Below are 19,416 nucleotides of genomic sequence, written 5' to 3' on the forward strand. Positions count from 1 at the left end.
TCTCCAACCATCGAGTTTCTGAATGATTCTTCAACTGCGCATTCATCGCTTATTATTTTCCCCTTCCGCGTATCGTGCATCTCGTGACAACAAAGCTCCAAATCGCTTTGCCAATTCTTCCCCGTCAAGCAGCAAGACTTCTTCCGTCCAATTTTCTTCCGGTCTTCGACAAACGGCCAGCGCATACTGCTCGGGCACGGACGGAGCAACGTTCGACGACGTCAGAATCCATGGAACCGTTCCCGACTGCCGGGCCTCCATATGAAAGCGTTTAGGAGCGATAGGCTTCGGGGCGAATGCCGCAAGCGGATACTCATCGTGCAAACCGGTTCCCTCCGCTTTCAACCAGCTCTCCAACAACGTCCAACGCTCGTAAAAAGCCTCAAGCTCTTCTTGCTCGGAAGAACCGGCCGGTCCTTCGGATTCCGAATGCCCGAGCAGCAGACGCATCGCGGACGCTTCAAAAGGCGCCACGCGCTCGACGTCGATTCCGACCTCGGCCTGAGCGACTGCGCATACGACAAGAGCGCCTGAGGCGGACACATTAAATTGAGGCGCTTGATCGCGATCGAGATACGGCTTCCCGTAACCTCCGCGCCGAAAAATCAACTCGCGATAGCCGGCGCCCAACTTTTCTCCGAGCATGATCGCCAGCAGCATATGCGAGGCTGCCTTGCGCAATCGGTCCTCTTCACGCGCAAAACGCGAAATACGTGCTTGCTCCGCAGGATGAAAGGCGGAAATCAGGCCGGACCAATCCTTTTCCGTAGAGAACGAGTGAAAGAAAACTGCAGAAACGTCGATGGGCCAAACTCCTTCCGAAGATTCGAATATGCGACGCGAGTATGACAAATTCAGATACAAATGCCTGCTAAATTCGTTCTTTCTCCCTATGATACCAAAAAAACTCACACAAAGAATATCGGAACATTCGATGAAAAATGAAATACTTTTAAGAAAAAAGTCTCATTCCATCCTTAAGTCCCATTTTTTTGATTCACACTTTAGTGTAGCTTTCTTTCTTCCGTGCAAAGCATGCGGCAGACACGTATAATGAACCTAAAAAATCGAGGGAACGATCATGACGGATAAAATCGACCTGGACAGGCAGCGCCTCAGCATTGAAGCTGCACGGCTTTACTACATGTCCGACTATAGTCAGCAAGATATCGCGGTCAGGCTCGGCGTCTCGCGCCCGACCGTCTCGCGGTTGCTTCAACATGCCAAAGAGAACGGATTCGTCCGCATTACCATTGCCGATCCGCTTGAAGATTTGGACGCGCTCGGCGCGGAACTGACCCGCAAATTCGGCCTGCAAACGGCACGCGTTTGCTATTCTCCCTTGAATGACTACCGGGAGATCCGATCGCGCGTAGCCGCCGCGGCAGCCGAATATTTGGACGAAACGATTCAAGACGGGGACATTATCGGCATTACGTGGGGAACGACGATGCATGCGCTTGCGCTCGGACTGCGGCACAAACCGGTACGCGGCGTCGAAATCGTGCAGCTCAAAGGCGGAGTCAGCCATTCGCAGGTGCCTACTTACGCGGCCGAGACAGCGAATCTGTTTGCGGAAGCTTTCGGTACCGTCGCGCGCTATCTTCCGCTTCCGGTCATTTTCGATAGCGTAGAGTTGAAAAGGATGGTCGAGGAAGACCGTCATATTCAGCGCATCATCGAACTGGGCCGCCAAGCCAACGTCGCGGTCTTCACCGTCGGTACCGTCGAGGAGGACGCGCTGCTGTTCCGGCTCGGATACTTCGACGAGCAGCAGCGGCATCGTCTCCAGGAGGCCGGCGCAGGCGATATCTGTTCCCGCTTCTTCGACGACGACGGCAACATATGCAGCGAAGAAATCAATGCGCGCACGGTCGGAATCGATCTGTCCGAGCTGCGCCGCAAAGAGCGCTCGATTCTCGTAGCGGGGGGACCGCGCAAAATTCGTTCGATTCGCGCGGCGCTGGCCGGACGTTATGCCAATACTTTAGTGACGGACCAGTTTACGGCGCTTGCCCTGCTTGCGGATTAAGTTTGCCTGCCCGCCAGCCGATACAAAAGATGTGCGGTGAAAAGCGACAAAATCCGCACGCCTTGAACGAATGCTTGTACGTTGAAGGCGCTCGTTCATTATTTCTTATCCTGCGCAGGGCAAATCCGCCGAAAGGCGAGAGACGCAAAGCCGCGGGCCTAAAACCGTCCTCCGGGCGGTCATGGCAGCCGGGTTGCCGATTCCGGACCTGATTTGCGGATGAATCGAAAGGTGAAGAAACATCATGAATACACGCTCCACGTTTTCCCGCTGCCTTGTTTTATGCCTGTTGGTTGCTTGGACTGCCGGCTCGTTCGGAACTTCGACTGCCGAAGCCCGCGAGCAGGACGGCTTCTCGACCTGGGTCTGGAACCCCTGGCTGCTGCGGACTTCATCCGACGATCTGCTGCAATTCGCGGCTTCGAACGACGTTTCGACGCTTTACGTGCAGATCGACGCCGAGATGGACAAAGCGGATTACGCCGCGTTCATCCGCCGGGCGTCTGCGCAAAATATTCGGGTTTACGCCTTGGACGGCGCTCCGCGTTGGGCGACCGACCGCAGTTTGCCGCAAGCTTTCCTGAGCTGGTTGACCGCTTACCAGTCTTCGGCCGGTGCAGACGAGAAGTTTTCCGGCATTCATGTCGATGTGGAGCCTTATCTGCTTCCCGAATGGGAAAGCAGCCGGGATACTTTGCTGACAACGTGGAAAACATCGACCGATACGCTGCTTGAAGGCGCGAAAAATCTGGGACTGCGAGCGGAAGCCGATATGCCCTTCTGGTTCGACGAACATCGGATGCCCGGCGAAAAAGGGACGCTCAGCGCCTGGATGATCGGCCGCTTCGACGGCGTAACGATCATGGCGTATCGCGATTCCGCGGAACAGATCGCGGAAGTCGCGAAAAACGAGCTTGCCGAAGCGGAAAAGCTGGGCAAAACGCTGCGGATCGCCGTGGAAAGTAACCCTTCAGCCGAAACGCCCCAGGTTACTTTCTATGAAGAAGGGACCGAATTTTTGAACAGCCAGCTTGAAGCCGTTCGTCAAAAGGTCGGCAGCAGTCCTGCTTTCGCGGGATTTGCCGTACATGATTACGCGGGATGGAAAAAGATGCAGGAAAAAAGCACGGCGACGAACGGAAAACCTTCCCGTGCTTCTTCGTCTTCGAAAACCGGCGCGGCTGTCAAGTCGGTTAAAACCGACCCGGCAGCCGCGCAAAAAAACGCAGGACGCAAAAAATAGAAAAAGCCGCGTCGGGACATATTTTCGAGCCCCGAACGCAGCCGAACCGAAGATTTCTGCGGGTCTCTGTGCCGACCGGAGCGGTCAGGATTCAGCCCGCTTTCCCTGTTCGTCCTTTTAGGAGAACCGGCCGAAAGCGGGCTTTTTGCGCTGTTGATTATCGCGGATCTATCGGCAAGCCGCCGAAGGAGCAGCATGCGTTCAATAAGCGTGAACAAATTTTCAATAACCATTTTGCATTTGTTCACGTTAATGTTATGATAGGGGTAATTCCACACTTGAAGGAGAGATCCAAGATGAATCTTGCATCCATGATCGACCATACCCTGCTGCGTGCCGACGCGACGGAAGCCGAGGTCGCCAAGCTGATCGAAGAAGCCAAAACCTACGTCTTTGCTTCCGTCTGCGTCAATCCGACCTGGGTTGCTTTCGCGGCTGAACGCCTGGCAGGTACCGAAGTGAAAGTCTGCACCGTAATCGGCTTCCCACTGGGAGCATCCACGCCGGAAACGAAAGCGTTCGAAACTGTCGACGCCATCGAAAAAGGCGCGCAAGAGATCGATATGGTGCTGAACATCGGCGCGCTGAAAAGCGGCAACGTCGAGCTTGTCGAACGCGACGTTCGCGCTGTAGTCGAAGCGGCTGCTGGCAAAGCGCTCGTTAAAGTCATCATCGAGACTTGCTTGCTGACCGACGACGAGAAAGTGCTGGCTTCCGAGTTGTCCGTTCGCGCAGGCGCTAATTTCGTGAAGACCTCCACTGGATTCTCCACTGGCGGCGCAACGGCTGAAGACGTAGCCCTGATGCGCAAAACGGTCGGCCCGGACATCGGCGTCAAAGCTTCCGGCGGCGTACGCAGCCGTGAAGACATGGAAAAAATGATCGAAGCAGGCGCGACGCGCATCGGCGCAAGCTCCGGCGTGAAGATCATGCAAGGCGAGAAATCCGACTCTTCGTACTGATGCCTTTAGCATTATGCCTTTAGCCTTGACAAGGTACTAACCCATTCTGGATTCCAGGAGGCCTTCCCATGAGTCACCCTATGCAAGAGCAATTGATCGCAGCCGCGATCGAAGCCCGCGGTTCCGCTTACGTCCCGTATTCGCATTTTGAAGTCGGAGCCGCACTGCTTGCCGACGGCAAGATCTATTCCGGCTGCAATATCGAAAATGCTTCGTTCGGCTTAACCAACTGCGCGGAACGCACCGCGATCTTCAAGGCCGCTTCAGAAGGCGTGCGCCGGATCGAAGCGATCGCGGTCGTTGCCGACACGGAAGGCCCGGTATCTCCGTGCGGCGCTTGCCGCCAGGTCATTGCCGAGTTTGCCGACGAAAACACGCGCATCTATCTGACCAATCTTCACGGCAACACCGAGGAATGGACGATGGCTACGCTGCTTCCCGGCTACTTCCAGGCGAAAGACATGGATAAGTCGAAGTAAATCGGATTTACGGATGCACGGATGCGTCTGTTGACGGCAGCGATGCCGAAACAGACCTGTCCGGCGCAATCGTGAAAACCGATATTTCAACGGTCTATTTTTGTAAACGCTTCAACATGATTCAAATAGCAGCATTCGTTGAAAATAGGGAGAGAGGCATAGAGTCGCATTGCGCCTTTCGCTCCCTTTCTCGATGCACAATGTCAGGATTTTGTAAGCTTTTGAACAAACCGGCAGCTGCCGGACAGCCCAAAAAATACCTTCCAGGAGATTGTCGCCCATGAACATTTTGATTGCTTTGCTCGGACTGGCCGTCGTGTTCGGTCTCGCTTTTGTTGCAAGTAACGGTCGGAAAAAGATTCGTTATCGCCCGTTAATTATTATGGTCGTGCTTCAAGTTCTGCTCGCTTTCCTGTTACTTAACACCGTTGTCGGTACTACGTTGATCAGCGCTTTTGCCAATACGTTTGAAACATTGCTGGAATACGCCAAAGCCGGAATCAGCTTTGTGTTCGGCGGGTTGGCGAGAGAAGAAACGCCGACCGGTCAGGCTACCGTCTTTTTCTTAGACGTGCTAATGCCGATTGTCTTCATCTCCGCGCTCATCGGCATTCTTCAATACGTGCGCGTTCTACCATTTATTGTTCGTTACATCGGACTCGTATTGAGCAAAATCAACGGAATGGGCAAGCTCGAATCCTACAACGCGGTCGCTTCCGCCATACTCGGCCAATCGGAAGTCTTCATTTCCGTCAAAAAGCAGATAGGCCTGCTACCAAAGCATCGACTCTACACGCTCTGCGCTTCGGCAATGTCGACTGTCTCGATGTCGATCGTCGGCGCTTATATGGGCCTAATTCCGCCGAAATATGTCGTAACCGCATTAGTACTCAACCTGTTCGGCGGATTTATCATTGCTTCCATTATTAATCCTTATAAAGTCGAGTCGGAAGAAGATATACTGGAAGTGCAACAAGAGGAGAAACAATCATTCTTCGAAATGCTCGGAGAATACATCATGGACGGCTTCAAGGTTGCAATCGTGGTCGCAGCTATGTTAATCGGCTTCGTTGCGCTGATCGCCATGCTGAACGGCATCTTCGCTGCGATCTTCGGACTTTCATTCCAAGAGATGCTAGGCTACGTGTTCTCGCCATTCGCATTCGTTATGGGCGTTCCGTGGCACGATGCAATTACGGCAGGCAGCATTATGGCTACCAAACTGATGACAAACGAATTCACCGCCATGTTCGAACTGAATGGATTGATCGAGGCTGGAACCCTCAGCGAACGCACAATCGGCATCGTATCCGTCTTCCTCGTCTCGTTCGCCAACTTCTCCTCGATCGGCATTATCGCCGGCGCGGTGAAGGGTCTGCACGAAAAGCAAGGTAACGTCGTCGCCCGCTTCGGCCTGAAATTGCTTTATGGCGCAACTCTCGTCAGCATGCTATCTGCGATCATCGCAGGACTGTTCATTTAAGATGAATCTAAGTCGTGAAAAAGCAAGAAAAAAGGTGTAGAATAGGATTTTCTGATCTGAAAGGAGCATGAACCATGTCTACATTCAAACGTATCCACTTGATCGTGATGGACTCGGTCGGAATCGGCGAAGCGCCGGATGCCGCGGAGTTCGATGATTTCGGAGTCGACACCTTCGGCCATATCGCCCGCGAAATGGGCGGCCTGAACATGCCGAACATGGCCAAACTCGGCCTGTCCAATATCGAAGAGGTTCAAGGCATAGCCAAAGCCGACAAGCCTCTCGCTTACCACACCAAAATGCAGGAAGCTTCGCGCGGCAAAGACACGATGACCGGCCACTGGGAAATCATGGGCCTGTATATCGATACGCCGTTCCGCGTCTTTCCGGACGGATTCCCCGATGAACTGATCCAGCGCATCGAAGAAAAAACCGGACGCAAAGTGATCGGCAACAAGCCGGCCAGCGGCACGGAAATCCTCGACGAGCTGGGCGAAGAACATATGAAGACCGGCGCGCTGATCGTCTACACCTCCGCCGATTCCGTGCTTCAAGTCGCGGCGCATGAAGAGATTGTTCCTTTAAAAGAATTGTACGAGATTTGCGAGTTCTGTCGCGAAATCACATTGGAAGATCCGTACATGCTCGGCCGCATCATCGCTCGTCCGTTCGTCGGCGAGCCGGGAGCGTTCAAGCGCACAGCCGGACGTCACGACTATGCGCTGAAGCCGTTCGGCCGCACCACGATGAACGAATTGCAAGACGGCGGATTCGACGTGATCGCCCTCGGCAAAATCGCTGACATCTATGACGGCGAAGGCGTAACCAAATCCGTTCGCACCGTGTCCAACATGGACGGCATGGACAAGTTGGTCGAAGAACTGGACAACCCGTTCAATGGCCTGAGCTTCCTGAACCTGGTTGACTTCGACGCCCTGTTCGGCCACCGCCGCGATCCGCAAGGTTACGGCCAAGCGCTCGAAGAATACGACGCCCGTCTGCCTGAAGTATTCGCCAAAATGAACGACGACGATCTGCTGCTCATCACCGCAGACCACGGCAACGACCCGACGTACCGCGGCACCGACCATACCCGCGAATACGTCCCGCTGCTCGCCTACTCGCCGAGCTTCAAAAACGGCGGCACCAAGCTTCCTGTCCGCACCACTTTCGCCGACATCGCAGCAACAGTAGCCGAAAACTTCAGCGTCAAAATGCCGGAATACGGCACAAGCTTCCTGGGCGATTTGAAGTAACGAATGAACGGATCGGAAGCAGTGCAATTAGGCATTCGTATCAAAAAAGGCCGGTGCTTGCTCCATCAGGAGATTAAACAAGCACCAGAGTTGTAAAAACTGCAACAAAATCTTCCCGCAATCGATGTCCAGCAAGCCTATCTTGCAGAACTTGCAACATTTTCTCGTTTTCATCGCGAGTAAGATCGAATAATTGCCCAAAATGCTGCAAAACTTACAACATACTCGTTCAAACGCCTTATTTTCAATACAAATTGTTGCAAAAACTACAACCCGGTCCAAAACGAACATGATTTTCCCTTAATCCAAAAAAGGAACGCGAATCGGCTTTACCTCCAGTCCCACCCCGTTCGAGCCTAGCGGAGAATGGGGTGGAGCCGGAGAAACGAAGTGCTCGCATTTGTTTTCCGATTTTCACCTTATAAAAGTCTAATCGAAAAAATCGGAAAATAACGGCGATCGCAGGCCCACCCTATTCGCAGCGCCACCCACACCCACCAAACTGGAGGTTTTTCAAAATGAGTGTTCACATCGAAGCCAAAGTCGGCGACATCGCCGAAACGATCCTGCTCCCGGGCGATCCCCTGAGAGCCAAATTCATCGCCGACACTTACCTCGAAGACGTCGTGCAATACAACCAAGTCCGCGGCATGCTCGGCTTCACCGGTACCTACAAAGGCAAGCGCATCTCTGTTCAAGGTTCCGGCATGGGCATCCCTTCGTTCGCGATCTACGCCAACGAACTGATCAGCGAATACGGCGTCAAAAACCTGATCCGCGTCGGCACTTGCGGCGGCATGCAGGAAAGCGTACGCGTTCGCGACGTGATCTTGGCGCAGGCGGCATGTACCGATTCCAGCATGAACCGCAACACCTTCCCGGGCTTCGACTTCGCTCCGATCGCAAGCTTCGGCCTGTTGAAAGAAGCTTACGAACGCGCCGTGGAAAAAGGACTGAACGTCCATGTCGGCAACATCCTCAGCTCCGACATCTTCTACCGCGACGACAAGACGGTCACGACGAAGCTGATGGAATACGGCGTGTTGGGCGTGGAAATGGAAACGACGGCCCTCTACTCGCTCGCAGCCAAATTCGGCGTCAACGCCCTGACCATCCTCACCGTCAGCGATCACCTGCTGACCGGCGAAGAAACCACTTCGGCCGAGCGTCAATCGACCTTCAACGACATGATGGAAGTGGCTCTGGAAACAGCGCTCACTCTGTAAATAGCCGAATTCATCTTACGAAAGCGAGGCAGACAAACATGAGAATGGTAGACTTGATCGAGAAAAAACGAGACGGAAAAGAACTCAGCACCGAAGAAATCAACTTCATTATTGAAGGCTACACCCAAGGAGATATTCCGGATTATCAGGTGAGCGCATTCGCAATGGCTGTCTTTTTCCAGGACATGAACGATCGGGAGCGCGCCGATCTGACGATGGCGATGGTGCATTCCGGCGACACCATCGACCTGTCGGCGATCGAAGGCGTCAAAGTCGACAAGCACTCCACGGGCGGCGTAGGCGATACGACCACTCTGGTCCTCGCACCGCTTGTTGCGGCATTGGACGTACCGGTCGCGAAAATGTCGGGACGCGGTCTCGGCCATACCGGCGGTACCGTGGATAAGCTGGAAGCGGTCGAAGGATTCCACGTCGAAATCACGAACGAAGAATTCGTGAAGCTCGTCAATGAGCATAAGATCGCGGTTATCGGCCAAAGCGGCAACCTGACTCCGGCCGACAAAAAGCTGTACGCGCTGCGCGACGTAACGGCAACGGTCAACTCGATCCCGATGATCGCAAGCTCGATCATGAGCAAAAAGATCGCAGCCGGAGCCGACGCAATCGTGCTCGACGTCAAAACTGGCGCGGGCGCATTCATGAAGACGCTCGAAGGCTCGAAAGACCTTGCTCACGCGATGGTCTCGATCGGCAACAACGTCGGTCGCCGCACGATGGCCGTTATTTCCGATATGAGCCAGCCGCTGGGCGCAGCGATCGGCAATGCGTTGGAAGTGCAAGAAGCGATCGACACGCTGAAAGGCCAAGGTCCGAAAGATCTGGAAGATCTGTGTCTCGCACTCGGCAGCCAGATGGTCTTCCTGGCAGGCAAAGCCTCCTCGCTGGAAGATGCCGAAGCGAAACTGCGCGAAGTCATTGCCAACGGCAAAGCACTGGATAAATTCCGCGACTTCCTCGCGAATCAAGGCGGAGACGCTTCGGTTGTCGATCATCCGGAACGTCTGCCGCAAGCGGCTTACAAGATCGAAGTTCCGGCTCCGCGCGGCGGCGTCGTATCCGAGATCATCGCTGACGAGATCGGCGTAGCCGCAATGTGGCTCGGCGCAGGCCGTGCGACGAAAGAATCGGAGATCGATCTGGCTGTCGGCCTGATGCTGAACAAGAAAGTCGGCGAAGCTGTCGAAGCCGGCGAATCGCTCGTTACCATTCATGCGAACAGCGAAGATGTTGCTAACGTAACGGAGAAAATCCTTGCGGCAATCTCGATCGCGGACAGCGCGGAAGCACCAACACTGATCTACGGCACGATTACCGAATAAGCGATACGCCGAGCATACAGGGCGTCCTTCCCATCTTCAATCGGGAAGGACGTCTTTTTGCTATGCCGAAAGTCGCAAAAAGCTTCCCGCATTTGGAAACGAGAATGAAGCAAGCTAAAATAGAGGCAGGGGTTTTATGGAAAACGGAAATTAGAGGAGGAATAGAAATGCCTGATTCGCAAGAGTATCGTTTTCAGGTCAACCTGAGCGGAATGATCGATATTTTATCGAACCACCTGTACAGCAGTCCGCGTGTATTCCTGCGCGAATTGCTGCAAAATGCCACTGACGCGATTACGGCACGCATGGATCTCGATCCGTCCCATCGCGGCGAAGTGTTCGTCGAGCTGGCAGGCCGCGGCGCCGATGCCACCTTGCTGATGCAAGATAACGGGATCGGATTGACCGAGGAAGACGTCCATGAATTCCTTGCCATGATCGGCCATTCTTCCAAGCGAAACGGAACGGAACTGCTTGGCGAAACTTCCTTTATCGGACGGTTCGGCATCGGTCTGCTTTCCTGCTTCATGGTCAGTGACGAGATCGTTATGCTGACCCAATCGGCAAGCGGCGGCCCTTCAATCGAATGGAAAGGAAAGCCGGACGGTACATACACGATTCGCAAATTGGAAACGTCGTTGACGCCGGGCACCAAGGTCTATTTGCGCTGCAAACCGGAGACGGACTTTTATTTCGAATCGGAAACGGTGGAATTGGATCTTTTGCATTATGGCGCTTTGCTGCCGTATCCGATCCGTCTATCTGCGGAAGGACGGGAGCACCGGATTAACCCGGAAGTCCCTGACTGGATCGTGCGTCCGGATCTTGCGCATGGCAGTCCGGACGAGGTACTGCGTTTTGGCGAAAAAATGCTGGGCGAGCGATTCCGCGACTTTATTCCGTTACGGACTTCGACGGGGCGCACAGGCGGTATTGCCTACATTCTTCCGCATGCCGTCAATCTGAGCGCCAAGCGCTCGCACAAGGTTTATCTGAAACGGATGCTGATCTCCGAGCAGGCGGACAATATTTTGCCGGAGTGGGCCTTTTTCGTAAAATGCTTGATTTGGACCGACGAACTTCAACCGACAGCCTCGCGTGAACATTTTTACGAAAACGAACAGTTGGAACGCGTACGCGGCGAGCTGGGTGAAGCCATTCGGGACGCACTGATTCATATGAGCGAACAGGATCAGACCCGGCTGCGGCGTATCGTCGAACTGCATGCGTTATCGATGAAAAACCTGGCCGTGGAAGACGATACGTTTTACCGAATGATCCATCGCTGGCTGCCGTTCGAGAGCACCTACGGACACAAGACGCTGGGCGAGCTGATTGATGAAAAACAAACGCTCTACTATACTCCTACGCTCGACCATTATCGCCAACTCCGCCATGTCGCTTCCGCGCAATCGATGCTGGTCGTCAACGGGGGTTATATTTACGAAGCGGAATTGCTGGAGTCGCTCGCTCGCATCTTGCCGGGAACCGACGTTCGTCGTTTATTGCCCGAGGATGTATCGCTTGCTTTTACCGACTTGAATCCTGAAGAACGATCCGCAACCCTTCAAGCCGCTCGTGCCGCGGATCTGGCTCTTCAGCGTTTCCGCTGCCGCATCCTGCTGAAACGCTTCAAGCCGGAAGAATTACCTGCCTTGTTCACTTTGCCGGAAGAAGCCGCTACGCTGCGTTCGATTGAACGCGCCAGCGAAGAAAGCCCGCAAGCCTTCGCTTCCATACTCGGAAGTCTGGGCGGTTCGCTCCAAGGAGAGGCAAGCTCGTATTCCATTTTATACCTGAACCTGAACAACCCTGTCGTCGAGCGAATGTTTACGGGCCAATCCACCAGCCGTTTAAGCACGTTGATCGAGATGTTATACGCGAATGCGCTGATGATGGGACACTACCCAATGAGCCGTTCGGAGCTGGCGCTGCTGAATAAAGGTATTTTGTCGTTGATTGATTGGAGCATGGAATCGGAGAAAGGAGAATAATTCACGATGGACCATTTTGAATCGGAATTTGAAGACCTGATGATGGAGGCTTACGGCTTGCCGAACGGCGCGGCCAAGATGGCGTTATTGGAGCGAGCGGCTGAATTGGCGGATCTCGCGGGCAACGTCGAAGCCGGTTACGAAGCGCGCGAAGAAATCGTGGAAGTCGGCAGTTTCGGAGGTTTTCCGTTAAAAGCGATCGTGGCGTACTCTTGGCAGCTCGGTCAATATGATCGAAACCCGGAAGCCTACGAAGCCCATACGCTGCATTGGAATTACAAATGGGTCATCGACGATGTCCCTTCGTTCCCGGACGTCCCCGCGCAGCAGATCGAATCGCTGCTGGAGGACCTGCGTCGGCGTTATCAGGAGTACGGAGTCAGCGACCGCACTTATTGGTACTACCGTTTCCGGATCTCGATGTATATGGGCGACCTGGACAAAGCAGGCGAATATCTAAATGAATTCCGCAAACTGAAAAGAGACGCCATGAGCGACTGCTCCGCTTGCGAACTGGACGAGCAAGTCCGTTACCTGCTGCTCACCGGACAAGACGAAGCCGCAGTCAAAAAAGCCCAGCCGATCGTCAAAGGCCGCCAGCGCTGCGCTCATGTCCCGCACGCAACCTTGCCTTTCCTTCTGCTCCCGCTGCACCGACTGGGACGCACCGAAGAAGCCGAAGAGATTCAGCCTAAAAGCTATAAACTCATTCGCGACAATCTGACCTTCGTACACGAGTTCGGCGAACATATCGGTTACCTGTCCATCGTCGATCCGCAAAAAGCCCTCCCGCTGCTGGAACGCCATCTCCCGCAGGTCGAAGGCCATGAAGATCCGTTAAACCGGATGATGTTCTACTGGAACGCCGCTGCCTTGCTGCAAAAACTGATCCGCACCGGCGAATCTTTCGTACTCAACCTTCCTCCGTCCTCGCGCTTCTACGCCTTGGCCGACAACCACGACGAACTGCGCCAAAAACTGGAGGAAGAAGCCTTCACCACCGCCCAAGCCCTAGACAACCGCAACGCCAATACTTATTACACGGAATATGGAAAAGAACTACTTAAAGAGCGAGGCTAACGCCTTCGCTCTTTTTATAATCTTATAAAGCCGATTTTTTTATAAGAAGCTTCTCTATGCAAGACGTATGCATAATATCTTTATCTTTGGCCTCCCATACCTCCCCCACAAGAAAGCCCTATCCATGCGCACGCAGAGCGAATTTCTCCCGCAGCGTCTCCAGCGTGGAGATAGGGCTTTCTTAATTTTCACTTCAGCTCGATTCCGATGATATGATCGTGCTCCTCCAACAGCGGCATCAATTCATCCGCAGTCGTCCCTTTCGGAAGGCGAACCACCAAATCCAAAGTGAGGTGCTTTTTCTCTTCATCTTTCCCACCTGCTTTGAAATCGATTACGGTCATTCCCCGCTCCTCAAGCAGACGCTTGAAGTTCTCCGCTGCACCCTTTTCCTGCCGAACCGTAACAAGCAGCCGATGCGTCGAGGCTACCAAGCGACCTTTGAAATTGCCGTGCATGATAATCTGCGTCATATAAATCAACAGCGTCGCCGCGATCCCCAAAATATACAAGCCCGCTCCCATCGCCATGCCGACTCCCGCAGTCGCCCACATTCCCGCCGCAGTCGTTAGGCCGTTAATCGTATATTTCCGCATGAAGATCATGCCTGCTCCGAGAAAGCCGACACCGCTGACGATCTCGGATGCGACTTTGGTCGGGTCGATCTGCACGCCGGTTCGTCCTTCCAAATCCATGAATCCGTACTTGGAAATCACCATAATGAGCGCCGCGCCTACAGCCACAATGAAATGCGTTCGTGTTCCAGCCTCCTTGCGCCTGCTTTTTCGTTCATAACCAATCAGGGCTCCGCACATTCCTGCAATCAGGATTCGCAGCAAATGCTCGAATTCCAGCGGTAAATCGACCAGATCGAAGTACCCCATACCTTCAACTCCTCTCCAAGTATGAACAAGCAAGCATTTATGGTTCTCCATGTTTTTCTGCCCGGACATCTGCTATGTTTTTACCCACGTTCGAGTAGGGCGTGTACGCAAACTTACTTTTTCGAATTTCATTTGCAACATTCCATAGGAGAGCCTCGTCTGAAAGATATCCAAGCCTAATCAAGGAGCGTGTTATTGATGAGAAAAAAATTCGGTACAAAATTAGTTGCGATTCCGGCCGCCGCGGCCATTCTGCTATCCGGTCTGGCCGGAGGTTCCGCTTATGCCGCAGCCGCTTTCGGCGATCTGCAAGGCGTGCCGCAAGCGAATCAAATTACGGCCCTTCAAGAAGCCGGCATCGTGAAAGGCGCGAAAGACGGCAAATTCAACCCGCAAGGCACATTCACCAACGCTCAAGCCATTCAACTTACTGTCGATACATTCGGATTGAATATCGACGATCTGAATTTTTTCAAAAAGCCTGAAGCTTCGGATTCGTTCCCTAAAGCTTCCGATCATGCCTGGTACTCCGATGCGCTGGTGATCGCCGCTTATAGCGACCTGAACCTACCGCGCGACCTTGATCCGAATGCTCCGGCTACCCGGGCTTCGTTCGCCTCGTTGTTGATCAATGCCGGACAAAAATCAGGGGCGCTGCCGATGTTCCGACTGATTCCGGTAGAGATTACGGACGAAGCTTCGATTCCGGACGGAAGCAGCGGTTCGATGCAGGAAGCACTCGCGTTTGGCATTCTGGAGTTGGACGCGAAAGGAAATATTCACCCGAATGAGACTTTGACTCGTGCTCAAGCTGCCGATATGCTGTATAAAATTGCCGTCAAAGGCCATATCTTCGAAACGAAATAAAGGTAAAAGCGCAATAAAATCGCAAAACGGAAGATGCCGCAGAGGCATCTTCCGTTTTTTTATGGCTATCGTTTGTAGCGAACCGGCTAAAAATCAATCGTCATCGCTATCGTCGTCGTTGTCATCGAAATCTTCGTCATAGGAAAGGACTTTTCCCGTATTGGCATCGACATCGACGTCCGCTTCGCCTTGCGCGGTGCGGATTTCGATTTCATAGATGAAACGTCCGTCGTCTTTATCCAAATCGATATCCGTCACCGTTCCGCCGCCGGTCTGCTTGAGCGCGATCTCCTCGGCTTTGGTCGACGTGATCTTTACCGAAGCCGCGGCGCCGGTTGCTTTGGCGTTCGAATTTTTCTGTTTGCTGTTCGAAGCGTCCTTATCGTCGTCGTTGACCACTTTCAGTACGGAAGCGGAGTAAGCATCCACCCAGACATCCACGTCGTCGCCGTTGGCGCGGTCGATATCGACTTCGTAATACGTTTTGCCGTTTTTCGTTTCCAGATCGATATCGTCCACCGTTCCGGCTTGCGCTTTCAGCGCGATCTCTTTTGCGCGTTCCGGCGAAATAATCGAGGCAGCCGACGCGTTTTGCGTTTGCGCGGATGCATTCGACGAGTTCGCCGCACCGCTCGCGGATGTTCCCGTTCCTGCACCGCTCGCCAAAGCTGCCGTTCCTCCGAGCGTCAATGCGGCCGCAACCGCTCCGATCATCACTTTACGTTTTACCATTTCAATCTCCTCCTCTGGTACCTTGCCAACACTAAAGGCAAGGTACGGATATGTGTAATTTTTGCAAGGCGTCTTACCCTGCCGCACTATTAGATTAACCGTGCCGTCTGAGAAGGCGGAGAGAGCTTCATTAGAAAACGATGAGAAAGAAATGAGAGAGGGTTTATTTTGTTTAAAGGGACGGCGCTGCGGGAGAAATTCGTTCAAGACGCTGTTTCACGCAGAAAGCTTGCAGCTTTCCGCGTTCAAAGGCGTCAACATAGCACCGGATGTTACCGGAGGTTTTCTTCGAAATCCTGTATTTCACTGAATTTCTCCCTCCGCTGGACGCTTTGTACAATATAAACTTTAAGGAAAAAAGAGAAATAAAAAAAACAAAAAAGAACCGCCTGCACGAGAGGCGGTTCTGGCGGTTAGGCGGGTTAGGTGTTTTCGGCGTCTTCATCTGCGTCTTTGTCTTCGTCCCAGGTGGTGGAGAGGATAGTGCCGGAGACGGCGTTGATTTGGACAGAGGCTTCGCGGCCGTCTTCGAGTTCGATTTCGACCAGGTAGTAGGCTTGGCCGTCTTCTTCAGTTCGGAGGTCGGCGTCGGTGTCTTCGACTTTGGAGCCGGCGTCGGCCAGGGATTTTGCGGCGATCTTCTCGGCTTCTTTTTCGCTGAGTAAACGAACCGGATCGTTAGAATGATTTGGTTTTTGCGGTTGATTATCTTTGTCGCCGGGCTTGGTCGAATTGTCGGGATTCTCGCCGTTTTGTCCGTTGGAAGAGCTATCAGGGTTTTCGGTTGGCGGATTTTCTTGGCCGGTATTTGGATTGGATGCAGGTTCGTCAGGCGGTTGGGCGGAGCCGTTGCCTCCCGTCTGCGGTGCAGAGATTTCTTGTTCGGATCGGATATCTCCGCTGTACGCATCGATTGTAAGTTTTAATAAGCGGCCTGTAGGATCGGTTAATTCTGCCACATAAAAAGGGTTATCGGCGTCTGTCGGCGTTTCCAGTTCCAGACGGGTGACTGTTGCGCCTGTTGCCCGACTTTCCAGCAGCGTTTTGACTTTTGTGCGCTCGAGAATTTCAGGCGGGGTCTGTTCGGCGGCTTCCAGACGGCGGATCGATTCGACCTGTCCGCTGGAAGCGGAGAGCGCTACGGCGTACAGGCCTGCTTCGGTGCGCAACCGCATATCGTAGTGACCGTTTGCCAGATTGGCCGATTCCACCTGTCCGCTGTAGCGTGCCAACAATTCCTGTTCGGCTTGTTCGCGCGTGAGCACAGGTTCGGCTGCTCCCCAGGGACTCCACAGGATCAATCCCGTCACCGCAACCGCCACCACGGCTGCCGATCCGATGAGTTTTCCTGAACTGCGTTTCATCACGATCTCTCCTTTCGCTCCGATTTATGTTCGTCTGTCCGCGTGCTTCTTCGTCCGAGACCTGTTTTACCGCTTCGGGTTTCTGAGGCAGGACGAGGCAGATTTAAGATTGGAAAAGTCAAAGTAACGATGGTTCCTTTTCCCGATTGGCTTTCGATTCCGATCTGAACGCCCAAGGCTTCAGCGATATCTTGCGCCAAAGATAAACCCAGACCGGAGCCGCCGGTCTGGCGAGTACGGGAAGAGTCGACTCGATAGAAGCGATCAAAGACTTTCGGCAATTCGGATTCGGGAATCCCGACGCCCCGGTCTATGACGCGTATGCTTGCCGCCAATCCGCTTCCGCCGGAAACTTCGACTTCAATTCCATCTTCGCTGTACTTGCGCGCATTGTCCAGCAAGATAAAAAGCAGTTGGCGCACTTTGGCCGTATCGGTCGTTACCGGAACAAAGTCATCCGCATGCACGGTTACGCTGCGTCCGTAAGCTCCTGAAAACGCCATGGCGGATTCTTGAACGGATACCGTTAAATTGGTTTCTGTCATGTCCAAAGTGTCCGCCTCAGGGCGACGCGCCGATTGAAGCAACCGCTCCGTCAACTCTCGCATCCGCACCGATTCCGACAAAATCGCGCCTACGGCCTCATCGAATACTTCCGGACGTTCTTTACCCCGGCGTCGCAGCAAGTTGGCGTAACTCTCGATAATCGTCAGCGGCGTTTTGAGTTCGTGAGAAGCATCTGAAACAAAGCGCTCCTGCCGGGCAAAATTGGCTTCCAGCAGCGCAATCATTTCATTGAACGCACGCTCCATTTCGGCTAGCTCGTCTCCAGGCTTTTGACCCGTTTCGATCTGCCGAAACTTTCCGCTCTGTTGAATATCCCCCATCGTGCCGGTAAGCGCCGAGATCGGCTTCACGATCCGGTTCGACAGCACGCGGCTGGCTAGAATTGCAGGAATCAATGCGAGCAGCGATACCACTGCCAATACGGTTCGCAGCACGGCAAGACGACCTTCCGTATCGGCGATGCTGCGACTGATCTGCACGCTGCGTACTTCGCCATCCGACCAGATCACGGGAACCGATACACGAATATAGCCGCTGCCGCCCGCGCTTAACCGTTCACTGGTGACGCCTTCGTGGTACGCATACGTTTCCGCGATAAAAGCATCCCCCGCACCGTTCGTCACGGCAGAGAGACTTGTCCCTTCCGGACGGACAACCCGCAGCATTCCATCCGCCGGAACGTAAGCGCGCAGCAGATCGTCCGGAGCAATTTGGGCTGAAGATCCGGCGACCCGCTCTGCAATAAGAAAAGCTTCGGCTTGGATACGCTGCGTCTCGTCCTCTAGCGACATTCGCTGAAATAATACATAGACCGAGATGCAGACCACAGCCAGCAATGCCGCGAAAAGCACGGAGGTGTAGAGATAGATTTTACTTTTGAGCCGCATCTCAGGAAGACTCCTTCAAGACGTAACCTACGCCGCGCACCGTATGGATCAACTCGGGAAGTCCCGTCTCGTCGATCTTTTTTCGCACATAACGGATATACACGTCGACGACGTTCGTATCCCCCGCATAATCGTACCCCCAGACCTCTCGAATCATTTGTTCCCGGCTCAAAACTTGACGCTGATTGCGAAGCAGGAAAACAAGCAAGTCGAATTCGCGGGGGGTGAGGTCGATCCGCCGTTCTCTCCGGTACACTTCTCTCGTCTGCTCGTTCAAGCGCAGATCGCCGATCGCAAGAAACTCTTCCGCGACGTCAACAACCGCTTCCTGCCGAGCTATTCTGGCGGCGCTTACCCGCAGCGAAGAACGAATGCGCGCCAGCAGTTCCTCGATTTCAAAAGGCTTGGTCACGTAATCGCTCGCACCCAGATCCAGTCCGGATACTTTATCTTCGACCGAGTCTTTTGCCGTCAACAGAATGACCGGAGTCAACGGATCGCTCGCACGAATACGGCGCAGCACTTCAATTCCGCTAAGTCCGGGCAACATGACATCCAACAAGATCAGATCCCAACCGCCTTCCCTGTACAGCTCCAAGCCTTCCGTTCCCGAACCCGCGCGTCCTGTTCGATAACCTTCATAGCCCAGTTCAAGCTCCAACAGACGGGCAATCTTGTCTTCATCCTCGATAATCAATACCTTTTCAGTCACATCCGGGCCTCCTTATGTTTAAAAGCTTGCGGCTTTTCTTCAAGCTCATGTATGTTTTGGCTTCATTCGTCGTCTGCTTTCACGCCCTATCACGTCTTGCCCATATTTTAAGCCAAAGAGCGCCCGGATGCCACAAACGCAATTGTTACCTTTTGTCAAAATGTTAACTAACCATTCATCAAATCTAGGACTTTAGGGGCATTTTTTCATAAAAATTCAATTAGGCAGTTTACACACTGTGTCAACTATAACTATACTTAACGGATATTCGGAATTTTACAGTCAAACGTTTGCAAAGGGAGGATTCT

At 53.4% G+C, this 19,416-nt stretch carries 17 protein-coding genes and 1 riboswitch; of the genes, 11 read left to right on the forward strand and 6 right to left on the reverse strand.

What is annotated here, in order from left to right; translation table 11 throughout:
* Positions 1 to 42: 42 nt before the first annotated feature.
* Complete coding sequence (locus SACSAC_RS27360) at positions 43 to 912, reverse strand: 4'-phosphopantetheinyl transferase family protein (protein WP_425414825.1); 870 nt, start codon at positions 910 to 912, stop codon at positions 43 to 45.
* Positions 913 to 1,093: 181 nt separating this feature from the next.
* Between SACSAC_RS27360 and SACSAC_RS22300 the strand changes: the two genes are divergently transcribed.
* The 10 genes from SACSAC_RS22300 (at position 1,094) to SACSAC_RS22350 (ending at position 13,095) form a co-directional block, all read left to right on the forward strand.
* Positions 1,094 to 2,032 carry a DNA-binding transcriptional repressor DeoR gene (locus SACSAC_RS22300; RefSeq protein WP_037293540.1) on the forward strand — a complete coding sequence of 313 codons (939 nt, stop codon included), beginning with the start codon at positions 1,094 to 1,096 and terminating at the stop codon, positions 2,030 to 2,032.
* A 108-nt stretch (positions 2,033 to 2,140) separates the two neighbouring features.
* Positions 2,141 to 2,233, forward strand: a riboswitch (cyclic di-GMP riboswitch).
* 43 nt (positions 2,234 to 2,276) lie between these two features.
* Positions 2,277 to 3,275 carry a hypothetical protein gene (locus tag SACSAC_RS22305; protein ID WP_245608677.1) on the forward strand — a complete coding sequence of 333 codons (999 nt, stop codon included), beginning with the start codon at positions 2,277 to 2,279 and terminating at the stop codon, positions 3,273 to 3,275.
* Between the two features lie 296 nt (positions 3,276 to 3,571).
* A complete protein-coding gene (gene deoC, locus SACSAC_RS22310) occupies positions 3,572 to 4,237 on the forward strand; it encodes a deoxyribose-phosphate aldolase (RefSeq protein ID WP_037290495.1) in 666 nt (221 codons plus the stop codon).
* Positions 4,238 to 4,317: 80 nt separating this feature from the next.
* Complete coding sequence (locus SACSAC_RS22315) at positions 4,318 to 4,716, forward strand: cytidine deaminase (protein ID WP_037293543.1); 399 nt, start codon at positions 4,318 to 4,320, stop codon at positions 4,714 to 4,716.
* A gap of 280 nt (positions 4,717 to 4,996) precedes the next feature.
* On the forward strand, positions 4,997 to 6,199 hold the full coding sequence (locus SACSAC_RS22320; protein ID WP_037290496.1) for a NupC/NupG family nucleoside CNT transporter: 1,203 nt from the start codon (positions 4,997 to 4,999) through the stop codon (positions 6,197 to 6,199).
* A 74-nt stretch (positions 6,200 to 6,273) separates the two neighbouring features.
* Positions 6,274 to 7,455, forward strand: coding sequence for a phosphopentomutase (gene deoB, locus SACSAC_RS22325; RefSeq protein WP_037290499.1), 1,182 nt, complete (start codon positions 6,274 to 6,276; stop codon positions 7,453 to 7,455).
* Between the two features lie 518 nt (positions 7,456 to 7,973).
* Positions 7,974 to 8,681 carry a purine-nucleoside phosphorylase gene (gene deoD, locus SACSAC_RS22335; protein ID WP_037290503.1) on the forward strand — a complete coding sequence of 236 codons (708 nt, stop codon included), beginning with the start codon at positions 7,974 to 7,976 and terminating at the stop codon, positions 8,679 to 8,681.
* Between the two features lie 38 nt (positions 8,682 to 8,719).
* Entirely contained in the window at positions 8,720 to 10,021 is a 1,302-nt protein-coding gene (locus SACSAC_RS22340; RefSeq protein ID WP_037290505.1) for a pyrimidine-nucleoside phosphorylase, read from the forward strand.
* A gap of 167 nt (positions 10,022 to 10,188) precedes the next feature.
* Entirely contained in the window at positions 10,189 to 12,015 is a 1,827-nt protein-coding gene (locus tag SACSAC_RS22345) for an HSP90 family protein (protein ID WP_037290507.1), read from the forward strand.
* A 6-nt stretch (positions 12,016 to 12,021) separates the two neighbouring features.
* Complete coding sequence (locus SACSAC_RS22350) at positions 12,022 to 13,095, forward strand: hypothetical protein (protein ID WP_037290509.1); 1,074 nt, start codon at positions 12,022 to 12,024, stop codon at positions 13,093 to 13,095.
* 188 nt (positions 13,096 to 13,283) lie between these two features.
* On the opposite strand, the gene SACSAC_RS22355 is transcribed toward SACSAC_RS22350, so the two are convergent.
* Positions 13,284 to 13,979 carry an MgtC/SapB family protein gene (locus tag SACSAC_RS22355; protein ID WP_037290511.1) on the reverse strand — a complete coding sequence of 232 codons (696 nt, stop codon included), beginning with the start codon at positions 13,977 to 13,979 and terminating at the stop codon, positions 13,284 to 13,286.
* 198 nt (positions 13,980 to 14,177) lie between these two features.
* Here SACSAC_RS22355 and SACSAC_RS22360 point away from each other — a divergent pair, with 198 nt between their 5' ends.
* Complete coding sequence (locus SACSAC_RS22360; protein ID WP_037290513.1) at positions 14,178 to 14,846, forward strand: S-layer homology domain-containing protein; 669 nt, start codon at positions 14,178 to 14,180, stop codon at positions 14,844 to 14,846.
* 93 nt (positions 14,847 to 14,939) lie between these two features.
* Here the strand turns inward: SACSAC_RS22360 and SACSAC_RS22365 are convergent, their stop codons facing one another.
* The 4 genes from SACSAC_RS22365 to SACSAC_RS22380 form a co-directional block, all read right to left on the reverse strand.
* Positions 14,940 to 15,578: a PepSY domain-containing protein gene (locus tag SACSAC_RS22365; protein WP_037290517.1), complete on the reverse strand. Its 639-nt coding sequence runs from the start codon at positions 15,576 to 15,578 to the stop codon at positions 14,940 to 14,942.
* A gap of 422 nt (positions 15,579 to 16,000) precedes the next feature.
* Positions 16,001 to 16,942, reverse strand: coding sequence for a PepSY domain-containing protein (locus tag SACSAC_RS27365; protein ID WP_051507327.1), 942 nt, complete (start codon positions 16,940 to 16,942; stop codon positions 16,001 to 16,003).
* Complete coding sequence (locus SACSAC_RS22375) at positions 16,942 to 18,396, reverse strand: sensor histidine kinase (protein WP_037290521.1); 1,455 nt, start codon at positions 18,394 to 18,396, stop codon at positions 16,942 to 16,944. The genes SACSAC_RS27365 and SACSAC_RS22375 overlap by 1 nt, the downstream gene beginning before the upstream one ends.
* Position 18,397: 1 nt before the next feature.
* Complete coding sequence (locus SACSAC_RS22380) at positions 18,398 to 19,108, reverse strand: response regulator transcription factor (protein WP_037290524.1); 711 nt, start codon at positions 19,106 to 19,108, stop codon at positions 18,398 to 18,400.
* Between the last annotated feature and the right edge of the window lie 308 nt (positions 19,109 to 19,416).

Origin of the sequence: Saccharibacillus sacchari DSM 19268 (assembly GCF_000585395.1) — a bacterium.
GTDB classification, from domain to species: Bacteria; Bacillota; Bacilli; order Paenibacillales; family Paenibacillaceae; genus Saccharibacillus; species Saccharibacillus sacchari.

Excerpts from the sequence above, each read along its gene's own strand:
- SACSAC_RS22305 (WP_245608677.1), top strand. The coding sequence starts at position 2,277 with ATGAATACACGCTCCACGTTTTCCCGCTGCCTTGTTTTATGCCTGTTG.
- deoC (WP_037290495.1), top strand. The coding sequence starts at position 3,572 with ATGAATCTTGCATCCATGATCGACCATACCCTGCTGCGTGCCGACGCG.
- SACSAC_RS22315 (WP_037293543.1), top strand. The coding sequence starts at position 4,318 with ATGCAAGAGCAATTGATCGCAGCCGCGATCGAAGCCCGCGGTTCCGCT.
- SACSAC_RS22320 (WP_037290496.1), top strand. The coding sequence starts at position 4,997 with ATGAACATTTTGATTGCTTTGCTCGGACTGGCCGTCGTGTTCGGTCTC.
- deoB (WP_037290499.1), top strand. The coding sequence starts at position 6,274 with ATGTCTACATTCAAACGTATCCACTTGATCGTGATGGACTCGGTCGGA.
- deoD (WP_037290503.1), top strand. The coding sequence starts at position 7,974 with ATGAGTGTTCACATCGAAGCCAAAGTCGGCGACATCGCCGAAACGATC.
- SACSAC_RS22340 (WP_037290505.1), top strand. The coding sequence starts at position 8,720 with ATGAGAATGGTAGACTTGATCGAGAAAAAACGAGACGGAAAAGAACTC.
- SACSAC_RS22345 (WP_037290507.1), top strand. The coding sequence starts at position 10,189 with ATGCCTGATTCGCAAGAGTATCGTTTTCAGGTCAACCTGAGCGGAATG.
- SACSAC_RS22350 (WP_037290509.1), top strand. The coding sequence starts at position 12,022 with ATGGACCATTTTGAATCGGAATTTGAAGACCTGATGATGGAGGCTTAC.
- SACSAC_RS22355 (WP_037290511.1), bottom strand. The coding sequence starts at position 13,979 with ATGGGGTACTTCGATCTGGTCGATTTACCGCTGGAATTCGAGCATTTG.
- SACSAC_RS22360 (WP_037290513.1), top strand. The coding sequence starts at position 14,178 with ATGAGAAAAAAATTCGGTACAAAATTAGTTGCGATTCCGGCCGCCGCG.
- SACSAC_RS22365 (WP_037290517.1), bottom strand. The coding sequence starts at position 15,578 with ATGGTAAAACGTAAAGTGATGATCGGAGCGGTTGCGGCCGCATTGACG.
- SACSAC_RS27365 (WP_051507327.1), bottom strand. The coding sequence starts at position 16,942 with ATGAAACGCAGTTCAGGAAAACTCATCGGATCGGCAGCCGTGGTGGCG.
- SACSAC_RS22375 (WP_037290521.1), bottom strand. The coding sequence starts at position 18,396 with ATGCGGCTCAAAAGTAAAATCTATCTCTACACCTCCGTGCTTTTCGCG.